The following is a 16,504-nucleotide window of genomic DNA, read 5'->3' on the forward strand; positions in this document are numbered from 1 at the left end:
TCAGCCCGTGGCGATGTATTGCCGCAGGGCCTCGGCTTCCATTTCGGTGGCCGCAATCCGGCGCTTGACCACGTCGCCGATGGAAATCATGCCGGCGAGGCGGCCGTTATCCACCACCGGCAGGTGGCGGATCCGCCGCTTGGTCATCAGGTGCATCACGTCCTGCACGGTGTCGTGGCTGGAGCAGACCATCACGTTCCGGGTCATGATGGTGTCGGCGCTCTGCTGCAGCAGGTCGGTGCCGATCATGGCCAGGCCGCGCACGATGTCGCGCTCGGACAAGATGCCCGCGATGCCGCCATCGGGGCGCAGCACCAGCACGGCGCCGATGCCCTTGTCGGCGAGAAGCTGGCAGACGCTTTCGATGCTGTCTCCGGGCTTGACGCTGATCACGCCGCCCGTCTTTTCCTTCAGAATGGCTGCTACGGTCATGGTGGTTTCCTCCGATTTTCTAGTGATTGGACAACCCGCGCGTTACGCAACCTCCTGGCGGCCGCCTCGGTTCCCGCGGGATGCGAACATGAATACGCGTCCCGTGGGGCGAAGGGTCGACCGAAACACAATGAATCCGGAATGGCCGAATCTGGCCGGAAGGGCCGGTCCGCACCACTGTGCGTGACTGGCGAGACTGGCGAAATCGCTGCGGGCGGCGAGGCTGTGACGGCCGATACCCATGCGCTCTCCCGATGCCGGCGCCGGAGGGACTCCAGAGGCGGTTTCCGCCGGGGCCGTAGCGCCAGTCTCCGCCAAGGCCGGGGCAATGACAAGACCGGCCTGCGGGGCAGGATAACTGCTTGAGGCTGCTTCGGCTTTTCAGGCTTGCCCGGCGCCGGGCGAAGCCTTGCGGGGGCGGACGGCTTCGGTTAAGGTCCGCGCCGCTTTCGACCCCCGGCCAGGCCGCGCGCCCGACCGGAACCTATGCGGAGAGGTGCCAGAGTGGTCGATCGGGGCGGTCTCGAAAACCGTTGTGCGTGCAAGCGTACCGTGGGTTCGAATCCCACCCTCTCCGCCAATATCCATCCTAAGATATTGAAATTGTTTGTGGGCGGCTTCGCTGGCGCGCCCTACCCACAAATGTACCCGCGATTCAGTTGGCAATACCGTTATTGAGGAGACGGCTGCCATAGGGGAATCTGCTGTTCGCCGCCCCTCCATAGGCTATGGTCCATTCTACCAGCCGCAGAGAATAAGAGCACTTATGTCGGACAAGCTTCCGGATGATCAGCAAGAAGATGGTGAAGACGTTGCGCAGTCGAAACAATCGTCGGCGGTAATCACCGCGACCGATTGGACAGTTGAGACAATTCTCGAGCAGCTACGCAAAGGGAATATCGAACTGAACCCTGACTTTCAGCGTCGAGAAGCGTGGAAAGTAAAACGTAAAAGCCAATTCATTGAATCACTCATCTTAGGCATTCCCGTCCCACAGATTGTTCTGGCCGAGCGGAAAAACAAGCGTGGCAGTTTCATAGTTATTGATGGCAAGCAACGTCTGCTAACTTTACGACAGTTCTGCTCCCCGGACGATACAGGAGCATTCAGACCGTTTGCGCTGACCGAGCTCGGAATCAGGAAGGATTTGGAAAAAGTTACATACTCCAAACTGTCTTCCGACCTTGCCTATGATGCTGACTATTCTGGATTTGAAAACGGAACGATTCGGACTGCAGTCATCCGCAATTGGCCAGACGAAAACTTCCTTTATACAGTCTTCTTGCGCCTGAACACGGGAAGCGTGCCTCTTTCGCCACAAGAACTTCGCCAAGCGTTACACCCTGGTGGCTTCTCAAAGTTTGTCGATGATTTCTCCATTGACAGCCAACTGCTTCGGCAAGCCTTAGGATTGTCTGCGCCGGACTTCCGAATGAGAGATGCCGAGCTCGTAATTCGTTTTTTCGCATTCAAGCAATTCCTGCCGACTTACACTGGAAACTTGAAACCACTGCTTGATGCCACCACTGCTTATTACAATTCCATTTGGAACGACAACAAGGCTGAAGTAATTGGCAGAACACGAGAGTTGGAGCTCGCCCTCCAAACTACGATCACGATATTTGGCTCCGAGCACGCTTTCCGAAAATGGAACGGCAAAAGCTTCGAGCGCCCCCTGAATCGTGCTGTATTTGATATCATGGCGATGTATTTTAGCCGCGCCGATATAGCCGAAATCGCCCTCAAAAAGAGCGAAGCTGTCGTTAGCGGTTTTCAGAACTTGTGCGAAACTGACGCTACGTTCCGCGCAAGTATTGAAGGAACAACCAAAAGTATCGACGCAATTGGCACTCGACTGAACTCGTGGGGCAAAGCATTGCGCGATATACTCGGCATCCAGTTTCCTGTTGCCGAAATACGAAACGATAGAGTGCATCTAGAGTAGTTTCGGTGCCTCGTTCCGCGAGATACAAAACTCTCGAACGTCGCTTTGAGACGCTCCGGAGACAATTTGCGCCGAAGACATTTTCCGCCACGGGCGTTTACAATAAGCGTGCGCTTGATTTCATGCGCGCGTTCCGCCTTTTGATTCATGCCGAATTCGAGCAATACTTTGAGGATCGAGTTATTGACGTTGCGGATCGCGCGGTTCAGAAGTGGCAAAATCAAAAGCGGACCAGCAAACCTTTAGCCTGCCTTCTCGCGAATATGACTGGCGAATTGAATTGCTTACCCACAAAGCTTGGAACGGGCACTACAATAACGACGCTAGCACACAAGTGCCTAGCCCAGTTTAGGTATACGGTAACCCACAATCACGGGATCAAAACTGAAAACATCCTCAGTTTAATGCTCCCAGTTGGAATTGAAGAAGCGGCTCTAGACACTGTGTGGCTCGCGAATCTAGATTCCTTTGGTGGGCTACGTGGAAAGGCCGCACACTCATCATGGATCACTTATACAATCGACCCCAAGTCGGACCTGGACTTAGCATCTGACATCCTCGTTGGCATCGACCCGGTCGACACTCTTTTGAATGAACTACGGTAGTTTGTTAGTATCCTAGGCCACAACCTCGCTAGGCTACCGAGGTTATTCGCCAGACAATTTACGAAGCCCCCTAACAATCTCACGACGTGTCCATACAGATGCCTTCTCATGCACTTTCCCGACAAAGGGCAGAGGTACTGGCTCAGTAGTCGCGATACGTTGGCATACCTTCATTGGAAGCGATTGGATGCCCAAGGCTTTTGCCACTGCCCCCGTATTCTGACTAACCCACTCAAACCTTTGCAAATGCTTGTGCAACTTGTCGCCGTCATGACCGTGGAAGTCTTGCATCCAACCAGCCACTTCTCTGGGCGTTCGAGCGGCCCCAAACCATTTGCATTCAATCACCACCCAGACGGTACCGTCTGCGCTCACCGCTAGAACATCTAAATCACCCATCTTGGCGGGCGCACCAAGCCTCCGCATTGGTATTCCACCAAATACCTGCCACCCCGCAGAAGCCGCGAGCTGAGTCACCTCTCTCTCAAATAAAAGCCCTCTGCGGTTAATAGTGATATCGACAAATCTTCTCGCATCATCGCTTAAAAGTTTGTTCTTAGGCCAAACGCCCGTTTCAAGCAAAATGGAGGCGTATTGAATACCCATCATCAACTGGCGGACACCAAACATTAGAACCGGCTCACCTGCATCATGAACCACTAAAACTGGCCGAAGCATTATCGAAAGCCGCCGCTCAAAGAACCAGGGATAGATATCGTCCATCCGAAACGGTTCCGATGGTTTGCCGTCCCATGCATCCCGTGGCAGCAAACCAAAAGCCCGCACAAAACTATGCGCCACCTCGGCCGCCATCCCTTCCCGCTCACTTCTATTTACAAACGCAGACAATCGGACGCGCGCAACGATAGCTTTTTCTTCCCAAGCTATATCCCCAAAATAGCGGACGCACTTAAATGCATCCTCCAATGAAAGGCCGAACTCTGACCGAAATGCCGATTGGAAATCAGCCCCGCTCTCGTCGTCATCATCCACGTCTTCGTAGGAAGTGAATAACGACGGATATGCATCAATGTCTTTAGCTATAGATTCACCCAAGCTTGCCAGATGGTAATTAAATAAACCAGATTCTGCATTTTCGCTTCGAGTGACGATCGAGCCATCTGGATTAAATGATATCTTGAGAGTATCCAGACTGCGCTTGACCCGATCACTGTTATGGGCTGCGCTTATGAGATGTGAGATATTCGCGGCTATGGCGTCTATGTCCGATAGACCAGGCAATCTGCCACCGCTCTCCTTCGCCTCACAAAGTGCCATCTCAGCCAGGACTCTATAGCTTTGGAAAGCAGCATCACGCCGCCCGATGCGAAGCTTTGCCCAAATCTCATAGTCTGGGCTGTCCGAGAAGTATGCCACCCGAGCTGCCGCGGCACGTTCGGCCTCCACTCTGTCTCGATGAATTCCTTCAATTTGCTGTAGCGCAAGCTCAAGAGTTGAGAACTTGTCCAGATCCGCCAAAAGCTTTCGACACCGCGCCCAATGAACATCTACTGCACCATTCAAAGCATGGATAATATCATCCGTCTCGCTAATGCTTTCCTGAATACCCACCGAGACGGCACCAGCTTGCAACAACTCAGCGTATACCCCTCTACCAGCAGACATAAGATCAGATTCCTGAAGCAATCTTGCGGGAATCCGATCGGTTTCGAGGTCAACAGCAAACCCTGCGTCCCCCCTGCCGGTGATGTGGAGCATCTTCAAACTCTGCTCCGCCATCAGCTCAGCCACCCACCTCTCCAATTCATGATCGGATAGGGAGTTTTTAGTTAGAATACTAAGTGATTTAAGGAGCGAAAATACCAACACGGCTTCGCCCGCATTATCGGCGCGTATCAATCCAGCGACAAAGCTATATGGGAGCACAACAGTGATTATTGAAACGCCTTTTGTTTCAACAAACTCTACCTCGTCAGGAGCATCTTTAATTGACTCCGGGACAGGCAGCAGCCGGATTTCTAGGGAATGATTGAATTCACGAAAGCGTCTGCTCGCTGATCGCGCAATCCTAAAAAGCCATTCTTTCGCACCTTCCCATAGGAGGTATAGAAATCTCCGTTCTTCAGCATCCGTTGGCGGCCGCCCCATAACAAGCCACCAAGATCCATACTCGCTCTCTACGACGCCGCGAAGCTCTCCCAGGACTAAAGAAATCGGGTCAAAGAATATTGGTTTGTCCAACTCCGACATAGGCGAGTCAATTTGCGTCCGAGTTTCCACACGGAGCCATTCACCTGTCGGCATAAGTGCCGCATGGACTTTTCTCGACTCTCGCCCTCGTTCAACAACCTCAATTATCTTGCTGGTGTCAGCGATCATCATTCCAAACATTTTTAAGTCGAGAGTTGGCGGCCAGAACGTGCCTCCCAAGCCATGCCATATGCTCCAATGATTAAGAACGTCAGGCCATGTACTTAATTGAATCCCCTCACCCCGAAGTGCATTTTGATCTCTCCGCATCTTCCACAGCGCCAAGAAGTCAAACTCAGGATCGGCCATAAGGGCCGCCAGGGAGTATGACGTGCAACCCACACAATACCAGTTGTCCAAATCATCTTTAGGAAACTCCTGTTGCGTACCCCAACCAGGAGAATCATACACGACCACAGTTAGACCACCGGAGAAGCCGTAACGTGCTTGAAGTACCTCCTGCGATTGCGCAATAAAACTACTCAAAGCTATAGACTGATATAAACTTGCACTCGCACTTTGATTAATCGAATGTTCGGGCGGCGATGTCCAATCTGCTTCGATGATGATTATATGAGCAACTTTGTTCTCATCAATTTTAGCCAACAATTGGATGCTTGCGGGGACCGCCAAACGTGGCTCTGGCAGTTCATAATCCGCAACGATCAGCTTCTTTGCTCCACTGATATGGAGATCGTATGCGGCCCATCGTGACATGAGAAATTCGTGAAATTTTGTCCCGACTCTTTCTGGTATTTCCCCTCGCGCTATAGCGTGAACTAGGTATAGCCGAATGGCGCCGGAAATGGCTGATGGAATTGGAACAAATACACCAAGTTCATTTGCCAGCACCGGATAACGCGACAATCCTGAATATCCGTAAACATTGTCGGTGAGATCATCCGTCTTGTTCTTGAGGAAAGGTAAAATATCACCTGGCGATACGCCTATTTCTTCAAGTTCCGCCCAAGTGAACTCCGCACAACGCCCCAACTTTTGAACCTTCTGAAGTGAGATATTCCAGTCTGTTCGCCGAGGCACACCCGGGTCGCAAGCATGATTCTGATAACCGCATCGACCAACAATCGCTTCGCTAATTGCCAGCATCGCGAATGCCGGTCGCATTAATGCGTCTTTATCGTCGAACTCAACGTACATCGCGACTTCAATCAACCGTGCGAGTGCGAAATCCGCGGCCGGGTATAGGCCATTTAGTATGCGAAAGTTTCCGTGAACCGTCGGAATGGCTGAAACGAAGACATCTTCAATTGGGTCTTCATTCTGGCCGGATTCATGATTGAGTAGTTCGTTTAAATTGTCAGACATATCGCGCAAGGTTGGCTTGCGGCTGCCATTTGCATGAACCAAGGCGACATGAATCATCGTCAGGATTCTGAGATGATTAGCCTGATATTCCGGCAGCAGAGATAGACCTATAAGTTTTCTTACAAAGTCATATTGATCGTAGCGCCGAATTCTTCGGAGAAGCCCACCCTCAATGTTATCCAGCCTGAACATATATGTATCCATTAGTTCGCGTGTGGATGCTCAACTGAAAGACCGCCGAGGAGGGAAACGACATTTCCTAGCCAGTGCGTATTTGTTGGTATTGCGGTGAAATCATTTGTTCTGCTTAAGCAGTTTTGCCGCCTTAATACCGCTCTGAAATGCCCACTCCATTGCCCGGCTGATCTCGCCGTTTGTGTCGGAGTTGAAGCCGTACTTCGCGCGCTCAGCCTTTCCCACTGTGATGTGCCGAGCAATAATCCTAAACGCCTTCTTTCGTTGGTCTTTGTCTGCCTGCTCGATTGGGACTTCTTCCAATGCCCACTCTGCAACCTCCTTAGCAGAAAGCTGCTTCAAGCGGTCATAGAGCGGATGATCTTTAATGCTGCGAACCATCTCTTTTCCTCAGCCTAACCAATTACGCATTGTCAATGCGACCTCGCGTGCATGGCCGACACCGGACCATGCGCCATATGATCCGACTACATAAAGATGCTGCTTGGCTCGTGAGACTGCTACGTTCAGGATATTCGGTGTATTTGCGGCCCAGCCGCGCGCTCCATTCTGACTGGTATTGGGAGCGCCGAGAACGACAATAACCGTGTCAGCTTCTCGCCCCTGGACTGTGTGGATAGTGCCGACACGATTATCCACCCATTCATCTGCTACAACTTGGAAAGCCGCAAACAGCTCCCTTTCCCTCTCCAACCGCCGCTTCATCTCCTGAGCTACAATACGGAAGGGTGTAATGATAAATATGTCAGGATTAGTAATGCCTGCTGCGGCAATTTCTTTTAGAAGATTAACAACCCGCTCGCCCTCTGCCGGACACCATTTGGAATCGGCCTCACCGTCAACCGATAGCCAATGTGACCGTCCAAGAACAGCGCCAATCGGGCTTGGATCACGACGACCTGGCGCGTGAACCATTTGCCCATCATAGGCAATCCTGTTTGACATGCCGAACATCGGTTCCATGCACCGCCGATGCACCAATAAGGGAACGCCAACTCGTCGTGGTCCAAGGTCAGAGCGGAAAGCCGCCTGATAGCGGGATGCTCTATCTGCAAGTGTCTGCGCTGAAGCATCGGGCGCCGCCCAGGTAGACTTATCAACCTTGAAGAATTTACAGATTTCTGAATTCAACCGCTCAGGCAACGTGACAACTGGCGGGATCTGCAAGGGGTCGCCAACCACAATGGACCGTTTCGCGCGGGTGACAGCGCCGACAGCGGCTTGTGGTAGCGCCTGCCCTGCCTCGTCGATCAGCAACCATCCAATGCTGCCTGGAGGCATCTCGCCTAACATACGGTCTATAGATGCAAAGGTGGTAGATATCACAGGGACAACGAGGAAGAGCGTTGCCCAAAGATCGTGCAGCAATGCACGCTTCTTCTCATCTGGCATTGTTCCTGCCAAAAAGGCATCCATAAAGACATTCAGATTGTGAAGAAGCTTTTGAGCTGCCGCATCAATAAAGGCGCGATGCAGGGCCAAGGCCGCGATAAACAAATCTTCGCGCTTGCGATGTAGACTGTCTGGTATCCAAGGAGAATTCAAATTCCAGTCTTCATGGCCCCGCTCGAAGAAAGAACTGTCGACAATCCGTTTGCCTAGCGTTCGTCGATGCGGCTCAATCTTCAGCGATAGCTGGTCGATGTGTTGTCGCATGCCTGCAATGCTGCCCTCCATTGTCTGGATACGAGCGTCCAAAGCCGCCAATTCGGTTTGAACACTAGAGAAGGCTTGCTCACATTTTTGTCGCAAATCCGCTGCGGCCCGCTCGGCCTCAATCAGTGGTCTGTTCGCTAGCAGCCATGCCCTCCAACGCTCAGTCCGAAACAGCCGAGAGAAAAATCCTGGGCGTGTCTTCTTGTGGCCCTCAATATCGGAAAGCCAAAGTTTATAATCCGTCACCGCTTTTTCGAGTTCGGCGCGACGATCAGCAACATCGTCCAAAAGTTGCGACTTCTGCTCTGTCAGCACCGAGAGAGCCATTTCCGCATCGGGGAGGCTGCGACGCAAGTCGGCGAGCTTTAGGCATGTTTGTCGGATACCTTCCAGCTCGCTAAGGGCTGCATCTACTTCATTCTTTAGGTTGAGGAAACGTGTGCGCGCTTTCAGCCAATTGGCTTTTGCCATTTGTGGCGATGGCGGGTTCTCGGCGGGAATGACCGCAGGTGTTTTCCGCTCAATAATTCGACCTTGTGCGTCTTTGATTTCCCGAACGACAGAATCACCCTTTGCGGCTTTTAGATAGAGGCGAAAGCCAAACTCTTCATCCCACCAAAAAGCTTGATGAAAAGCGAAGCGATTCCTTGCATTGCCAAGAACGGCAGCAATAAGACCCCAGGTCTCTACAGGATCGGGGACGACATCTTCCTCGCTATCCCCTATACCGTTCTCGTCTTCCCTGTTCCTGCGCGGCCCATGCACAAGGTCGCTGATCGACTTGAAATAGGTGAGCTCGCCTTCTGGTCTGCCAACCGCTTTGGCGGCAGGCAATTCCTTGCTGACGTTCTCGACGGCCTTGTTGTTGCTGGATGCGACCAATATTTCATGCCCTTTGAGTCGTTCATCCAGGCGATAGAGCTGAAAAAAGGCACTTGGCCCCGCAGCCATCTTTTCTCCAGATGGCGTGAAGGCTTTTTCCGGATCATCGAAAGCAGCCATTGCAAGCGCGCGATCCATCACGCAACCCGCAACAATATCGCGCAGCAAGGTCGTTTTACCGGTCCCAGGGGGACCATTGACGGCAATAATGCCTTCCTTTCCGCAAAGCTCAGAGCGCGCGACATTCACCGCCGCCTGCTGAAGCGTGACGAGTGGGTGACCGCCAGGCGATGACCATCGTGCCGCCGGGATCAATAGTGGCGCTATGGCCTTTTCGAGTGCCGATTTGTCATCGAGCAGATTGAATGTCTCGATTGGCGTATCAATGCCCAAATAGCTCCGAAGTCCTTTGGGAGTTGAACTCTGTTGCACAAGGTTCGCTGCACGAGACAAGTCATCAATGAAAAACGAATTGATAAGAGGAGCTTCGGGCGGCGCCTTGGCTTTAAAATAGTGATAAACACGAAGTGCGAAAGATGGCGCTTCGACTAGATGCGAAGGCAGATTGAACTGTGCAACCAACCAGTCATGCGCCTTCTGGATTGTTGGAAGATCGAGCGGGATCTGATTTCCATCGCGATCAACGCGCCGAACAATTCCGTCAAGCCTTTCTGCAATCTTATATTCGATACTTGGCCATGCACCGAGAGCGCCAAGTTGAAGCTTTAATGCCAATGGCAGAGCCCAAGCAAAGCTCGATACGGCGATACCATTCTCCTCAACAACAACACCTCGTTTATCGACGAGAATAACGGCAATCGCCGCTTTCTCCCGCAGGCGGGGGCTTTTCTCCTCGTCCGCCCCGAAGGCTTTTATAAGCTGCTCAGTCGCTCGGTCCATAGGAATAGAGCCAAGATAAATCTGATAATATAGCTGACGCTTGGGGCGGGAAGTTTCGCCGCGTATCCAAGGCAGTTGAGTAACCGATAGATCAACTATGCATCTGCGATCACCTCCCGCCAACTCCTCGGCTCGACGGTATGTTTTAGGGGATAATGCCTCAAGCGCCGTCCAGGCGGCGAGAATAGCCGTTGGTTCATTTGGCTTGTCTGGCATTGGGAATGAGGGCAAATCACCTAGAGCTTCGAGTGGTTGCTGTATGACCGGATTTGTCGCCTCAATCTCGGGTCCAGATCCCCGTACCGAATGCTGATCCCTCTCTTGTCTGCCATGATTCAGCGAAGGCGGCGCAGATTCATTGCTGATCTGGGCAGAATCTCCTCCGCCCTCACGGGATGGGGCAAGAGCCTCCTTAATCGTAGAGTGCAGACGGTTTGCCCGAGCTGTTTCTCGATAGCGTAGCTCGCTGTCGAGTTTACGAAGTATCTCTAGATCGCCATTTGCCCCCTCATAGAGGGCCTCAAGTTCGATAATTGATTTGCTAAAATACGGGCGGTTAGTTTCAGCACTCATAATTGCTGCCCACAGTTCCGATCAGCATAAGGCGATTGATTTAATCTGGCATTGTCTGAGATACAGGCAGGGCTGGTCTGGGGGTGGGCAAGGCAGAGAAAGCTTTCGCCAAAGCCGCTACTTTTCTCGAAAATGATTCCGCATTTCCGAGTTTTGAAAATTGGAACATCTCTCGCAACCCTGTTGCGCTGGTCAACAATAAGTATTCATACAAACCAACCGGAAGCTCCCGATTCCCCTTAAATCGGCGATCAGGCCCGCCCTTCTTGTTCACATAGCGCCAGGTTCTGGATACGATCTTTGCATCGGACGGCACGCTACCGTCTATTATGAACTGCTGTGATTCGATCTTCATCTTCAGGTCAGAATATGAGACCGCACCAACGGCTTCCCCGCTGTAAACCAAAAGTCTATCAGGTAAGAAGAACAGCCTCTCCTTTCCCGCATCCATATACGGCACTGGTATATTTGTCGTTACGCATGGCGGTGAGATATAAGTCAGCTTGATCTGATTTAACTTTACAACTTTACCAGCGCCTGCGTGATACTTTCGATCATGCACGACAGCCGCTTCATCCACCCGCGCTATAGAATTTGAACGGCCTAATTGCTCAAATGCTTCACAGACATTCTTAAACTCATCCAGCGTCGCATCTTCCAAGTCATAGAACAGAACGCACGTCTTCCTCGACTTATCTACATAGTAAAGAATGACGAGAGCCGCCGCGCACACCAAAGCAATAGAGAGCAAATGATCCGATTTCTGGGAGAGCCAAAGCCAGATAACCAAAACCGCCGCGCTGGCTGCCGCCCATTTGAATAGCGAAACACGCCGATAGCAATCGTTAATATCCTTCAGCAGAGATTCTGAAGATTCGTCAGTCATATTCTCAACATTTCCGCTGGTGATTTCGACAAATTCACCAAGCGTAGAATCATGCGATGGGATCGTCACGGGTACAGGGGGATTTTTAGACAGGTTGCCTTTTGCTGCCGACTCTACTCGTGTCTTCTTCCCTTTGCTTAAACTTGCTCGATAGTACAAACCGCCTCTGCCAGCATGAATATAGTGGCCGCGTGGACCCGTTCCGATTCGCAGGCCGCTAACACCAATTGAAGCCCCAACGCCGGAGTTACTCAAGTTGAACCGCATTGGTCCGACACGAAGGCTCTTCTTGATATAGAATGGCATGTGTTCCCCCAGAGATTTCCTGAAATTTTCAGCTCGCCGAAACCCAGTATTTGAGTGAGCAGTCCTTTGCTAAAGGCACTTTGTTGGAATCATGAAGAGGCAGAGCCATAAATTCCTTACCTCGTTGCATGGCCGCGATCGTGATTTGGTGGTTAAGCCTAAACACGTTCCCGCGATAGCTAATTCTTAGCACTGCCGATGCATCGGCTTTCCACTGCTCTCCTCTGCTCCACGGATGCTCAAGAATTTCAATCCCTGTATATGTCGCAGAGGGGTGGTAACACTTCACAACCATTGCCCCCACATCATGTAGTGATCGCACCTTATCCGGCTGCACATCCCCCGCTGGCATTGCCGCAACACTCAACAGCATATTAATCGCTGTCATGATTTCGACTGGCGACATTTCTCACCTATGAACGCTTTAGAAGCGGTGCGATCGAGGGCGTCTCGACCCTTCGACCAATAAATCAAAAGCCAATCTCCGAACGCCAATCAAAACAGGGGCTATCTCACACCTAGACGCTCCAGAGTCATGGCATCGAGCTGGCCAGAGGCACTCAAACCAGATGCCGTCTGATACCTCCGCAAAGCGTCTTGCGTCTTCTTCCCCATCACACCGTCAGCGGGCCCCGGATCGTATCCTTTCAGGATAAGCGCCATCTGCACGCGGCGAATGATCTCCTGAATCTCAGCTTGACCAAGTCGTGGCGACGTCTGCGGCACTGCAGGTTCGGCTGGCGCGGCGTAAGCTGGCGGGGTCGCCGGACGCACTTGCCGATCCGGTGTTGTGGCCGGAGGAGCGTTCGGGGCGGGCGATGAGTATGATGGCGCAGAGTAACCACCGCCACTCGATGAGTAATGCGACCGGTGCGAACTATGCGAGCGATGAGAGCTATGGCTTCTATGACTGCGATGCGCTGCAAGCTGAAGCGCGCTTTTCAGGCGTGCCGGATCCGTCCAATAGACAAGTTTTTGTTCTGTCTGCGTGTCCGGCTCCAGTGCCCCAACGCCGCCTGATACCGGCGCGGCCGACACCCCATCCTGCAGCGTAAATGGGCTTGCAGCCCCCAGAAGTAGAGCAAGGCGATGCAGCCAGTTCATGCGGCAAGTTCCTGCTGCGAAATTGTACGAATTGCTCGACTACGCCAGGCAACTCCTGCTGACGCGAAGAACCCACCACACCGACTTGCAGCGGCGCAGCTCACGCATTCTTCCGCGTAGACATTCTTCCAGTCGGAAATGGAGCGTTCGGCAAACGGCCAGAGGTGCTGTGGTAAAACACAGAGTGGTAGGTTGTAGATTGACGTCGTAAGGCCGCGATTATCGAGATAGAAGACGGCCTCTTCCAACGCCCCCAGATAGTCAGCCGGGTCTACCCAGAGATGATCACGATTGCGCTTGGCGAAGCCCATTGGCTCTATCCCCATAAGGGCAACATGCTCGACGAATGGTAAGCGGCGATAGATGAACGACGCGAGTTGCGGCAATCTGCCGACCGTCATCTTGTGAAGCACAACCCGTATTTCGACCCGTGCGCCAATACGGCCCAATTCATACAAACCATTCAATGTTTCTTGGAAACTACCGGACGCCCTCACAACATCATCATGCACGTCCGCAACATCTCCATACAGGGGTATTGCCCAGACAATACTTTGCGGACGCCGACCGGCAGTAAGAGTGGCAAATTGTCTATCGTGAAACAGGCGACCATTTGATAGGATGTGGAGCATTGTGTTTGGCAAATACTGCCCCGCAATGTCGATTAGGTGTCCAAGCTCTCCCCCCAGAAGTGTCGGCTCACCCCCCGATATACCGACCTGAATCTCGTCTATGTCAATTAGCCTTATCGTTTGCGCAAGCTCATCGAGACGCCATGAATCGTCTTCATTTCGCGGTGGCTGCGAGCACATTATACAGTCACTGTTGCAGCGTTCTGTTGCAAAAAGCGTGTTTGCTTTTGAGCCACGGCGATAAAGAACCGAGATTAAGGAAGAGTTCTCCCGCAAGCGAATGACGTCGCCGGGTCGAACCACCGCCTTGTCTCGAACATCATTAATTCGGATACCCCGCCCGTCAGTACAACCGATCGAACCTGCCGCGCCAGGTAGCTCTGCCTCCCACACAACTATATTCTCTAGGCTATATCTGCCTTCATTCGCTTCGGTAGCTGTAAGGATTTTTGCAATCTTGACGCCTTGTACGCCAGAAACAATAGCATGTGTATGAAGACCAACCGCCTTGCTCATCGGTCGATCCAACCACTATAGGAAACCGACGCTCGCGGCTTCTGCATCGCCCAGGCAACGAATGTTCGCATCGTCTCTGTTTCGCCTGTTGAAATTCGGCGAAATAGAGACTGAAAGATATGCATGTGCTTTCGGCAGAACTCCGTGTGGCTGCGGTCAGCCGCCGGGTCTCCTTGCATTGTGGCGTGGTAGACTGGGTCTGAGCCGCAGAACGGAACGAAAGCGCAGTCCTTGCATCCTGCCAGATACTCCGAGACCGCCCCCTTCGCCAGCCAGCGCATAGCCGGTGACGACATAAGTGTATCGAAAGAATCTGTCACCATACCCATCGTGAAGCGACCATCGCCGGTTTCGGCCGCCATCCGCGCCTCGTCGGCCGGATAAACTCGTCCATCATAGTTGTAGACAAGGACACCAAAACCGGCGCCGGTGGGCGACCGCAAGTCGAGATACCCTGAATGGAAAGGTGTAAAAATGTGGCGCAATAAGATTGCCGTATAGGTTTCTTCGAGCGCCTCACCAGCCGCATTGATCTCAAGAATATAGTCGAGCACCTGATCGTAGAAATTGAGGTACTCGGCTATGCCATAACCGATGGCTTTTCGTGTCTTTACGGCAAAGCCATAAGGACTGATCGGCCTTAAAAATATCGTCGAGAATCCCAAATCCCGATATTGATCTACAAGCTCTTTGGGGTTTTTCAACGCAGCGCGCGTTATTGTTGGAAGCGCACTTACTCCCTCAGGACCGAGCACCCGCCTTGCTCGCTCAAGCCCACTGATTGTTTTTTCCCATGAATCTTTCGTTATATTCGGTCGATTGAAGTTGTGTACTTCTGATGGACCATCGATCGAGGTCGAGAGACGAATCTCGTGGTCTCGGCAAAACGTAAGGTCGTCATCGGACAAGTGATGCAGGGTTGAAACCATCGCGAAGCTAAGGTTTCGGCACTCAGCTTCATTTCGCGCATTTGCCAAACCAACAATATGGCGAATTAGGTCAAATCGAAGTGCTGGTTCACCGCCCTGAAATTCAATCGTCAGATTCTGAGTTGGGGACTCGAATACACGATCAATAGCATGCGCCGCGTCTTCGTATGACATATCAAAGCCACTGGCATTCAAACTAGAGCGTGAAACCTGGCAATACTGGCAACTATGATCGCAACGCAGTGTCACCACAAAAATGTGCAGTGATGGCCCTTCAAGGACAAACGATTTGCGAGTGTTAAACGCAGCCTGCTCAAGCCACCCATTGTAGGCATTCGGCAGTAAGCTGCGGGCTTCAAGATCGCGCTTGCGATCTAGGGCCAGCCCCTCAGGACCGACTCTATAGGTCTCATACTCTTCGGCTGTGAGAACGGCATAATCCCCCAAATCATTGCTGAGCAAGATTTGTGTACCGTCTCCATCAAGAGCCGTTGATCGGATCATGCCCACCCCCAAATCTAACGTAGCTTGTGGGGAACAAGAGGATCAATGCGGTAATTCAGGCTGAACACACAAGAAATTTGCACATCAAAACAGGAGCTTATAGTGAAGCACTCTCGCTCTGCATACATTAATATGCGGCGCGCATCCTCACGCATCTGCGCAGAGAACTTTTTTCGATACTACGTCCTACTGACGCGCATCATTGTTCTTGGAATATCGTGAACAACGACCTCGATTGGCCCGCGGACGTATGTCCATGTATAGGAGTTTTGATCGTACCGATCTTTCAAGTGAGCTTTAAAAGTGAGCTGCACTTTGATTGCATACTGCTCCTCAAGATGGCGATCAATCTCCGGGAATTCACCAGCGTCATTTGAGTTATGGATACTTATGATCATTCCGGATAATGCCTCAACGGCTTGCCAACTAATCACTCCACCCGCTGACATCTCTTGCACTTGATATCTGAATGAGACCGCCGCGCGCCCCGCACTACAGGAGTGCTGGGATAGCGCGATTAATTTTTCCCTCGTAAGTCTAACAAAGGCGTCGAACAAGAATGGGTTATGAAGCGCATCCACAAGTCTTTCCCCCCAATCCTTATTGCTGGCAGATTGGCTCCAAGCCGTATAAGCATGGACAATGGGTGTAGTCGCGCCATCCAGCAGATAACTATTAACGATTTTTGCCGGTATTTTGCTCACTACAAATTTTGCATTCGCTGGATAAGCACTTGAGAACAGACGATATGCTTCGGCGATGGCTTGGAATTTCTGCTCTTTGGCAAGTTCCGACAACAGGTCAAGGAATGGGCCTGATTGCTCACCATATTTGACAGACCCCTGCAAGCTAATCGCCTGCAGTATCCGTTTCATATCCATCTCATCCACGATCCGGTCCCC

11 protein-coding genes and 1 tRNA gene are annotated in these 16,504 nt (G+C 52.0%); 2 read left to right on the top strand and 10 right to left on the bottom strand.

Going from position 1 to position 16,504, the window contains the following annotated elements; genetic code table 11:
• The gene (locus tag ACK4FK_RS14560) at positions 1–432 is read right to left on the bottom strand and encodes a CBS domain-containing protein (protein ID WP_409745744.1); all 432 of its coding nucleotides are present in this window, start codon (positions 430–432) and stop codon (positions 1–3) included.
• A gap of 490 nt (positions 433–922) precedes the next feature.
• Here ACK4FK_RS14560 and ACK4FK_RS14565 point away from each other — a divergent pair.
• Together ACK4FK_RS14565 and ACK4FK_RS14570 are read left to right on the top strand one after the other, a co-directional pair.
• Positions 923–1,012, top strand: a tRNA-Ser gene (locus ACK4FK_RS14565).
• Between the two features lie 186 nt (positions 1,013–1,198).
• Positions 1,199–2,377: a DUF262 domain-containing protein gene (locus ACK4FK_RS14570; RefSeq protein WP_409745746.1), complete on the top strand. Its 1,179-nt coding sequence runs from the start codon at positions 1,199–1,201 to the stop codon at positions 2,375–2,377.
• 647 nt (positions 2,378–3,024) lie between these two features.
• On the opposite strand, the gene ACK4FK_RS14575 is transcribed toward ACK4FK_RS14570, so the two are convergent.
• From ACK4FK_RS14575 to ACK4FK_RS14615, 9 genes are all read right to left on the bottom strand, one after another.
• Complete coding sequence (locus ACK4FK_RS14575; protein WP_409745747.1) at positions 3,025–6,723, bottom strand: hypothetical protein; 3,699 nt, start codon at positions 6,721–6,723, stop codon at positions 3,025–3,027.
• A gap of 90 nt (positions 6,724–6,813) precedes the next feature.
• Positions 6,814–7,095 (bottom strand): hypothetical protein, encoded by a 282-nt coding sequence (locus ACK4FK_RS14580; RefSeq protein WP_409745749.1) that lies wholly within the window; start codon positions 7,093–7,095, stop codon positions 6,814–6,816.
• A gap of 9 nt (positions 7,096–7,104) precedes the next feature.
• Positions 7,105–10,725 (bottom strand): AAA domain-containing protein, encoded by a 3,621-nt coding sequence (locus ACK4FK_RS14585; RefSeq protein WP_409745751.1) that lies wholly within the window; start codon positions 10,723–10,725, stop codon positions 7,105–7,107.
• Between the two features lie 40 nt (positions 10,726–10,765).
• Complete coding sequence (locus ACK4FK_RS14590; RefSeq protein ID WP_409745753.1) at positions 10,766–11,917, bottom strand: DUF4236 domain-containing protein; 1,152 nt, start codon at positions 11,915–11,917, stop codon at positions 10,766–10,768.
• Between the two features lie 28 nt (positions 11,918–11,945).
• On the bottom strand, positions 11,946–12,323 hold the full coding sequence (locus ACK4FK_RS14595; RefSeq protein WP_409745755.1) for a hypothetical protein: 378 nt from the start codon (positions 12,321–12,323) through the stop codon (positions 11,946–11,948).
• 101 nt (positions 12,324–12,424) lie between these two features.
• Positions 12,425–13,021, bottom strand: coding sequence for a His-Xaa-Ser repeat protein HxsA (hxsA, locus tag ACK4FK_RS14600; RefSeq protein ID WP_409745757.1), 597 nt, complete (start codon positions 13,019–13,021; stop codon positions 12,425–12,427).
• Positions 13,018–14,169: a His-Xaa-Ser system radical SAM maturase HxsC gene (gene hxsC / locus ACK4FK_RS14605; protein WP_409745759.1), complete on the bottom strand. Its 1,152-nt coding sequence runs from the start codon at positions 14,167–14,169 to the stop codon at positions 13,018–13,020. Before hxsC ends, hxsA begins: the two co-directional genes overlap by 4 nt.
• Positions 14,166–15,602, bottom strand: coding sequence for a His-Xaa-Ser system radical SAM maturase HxsB (gene hxsB / locus ACK4FK_RS14610; protein ID WP_409745761.1), 1,437 nt, complete (start codon positions 15,600–15,602; stop codon positions 14,166–14,168). Before hxsB ends, hxsC begins: the two co-directional genes overlap by 4 nt.
• A gap of 179 nt (positions 15,603–15,781) precedes the next feature.
• A complete protein-coding gene (locus tag ACK4FK_RS14615; protein ID WP_409745763.1) occupies positions 15,782–16,492 on the bottom strand; it encodes a hypothetical protein in 711 nt (236 codons plus the stop codon).
• Between the last annotated feature and the right edge of the window lie 12 nt (positions 16,493–16,504).

This window comes from Ferrovibrio sp. (assembly GCF_046297895.1).
In the GTDB taxonomy this organism is placed as follows: Bacteria; Pseudomonadota; Alphaproteobacteria; order Ferrovibrionales; family Ferrovibrionaceae; genus Ferrovibrio.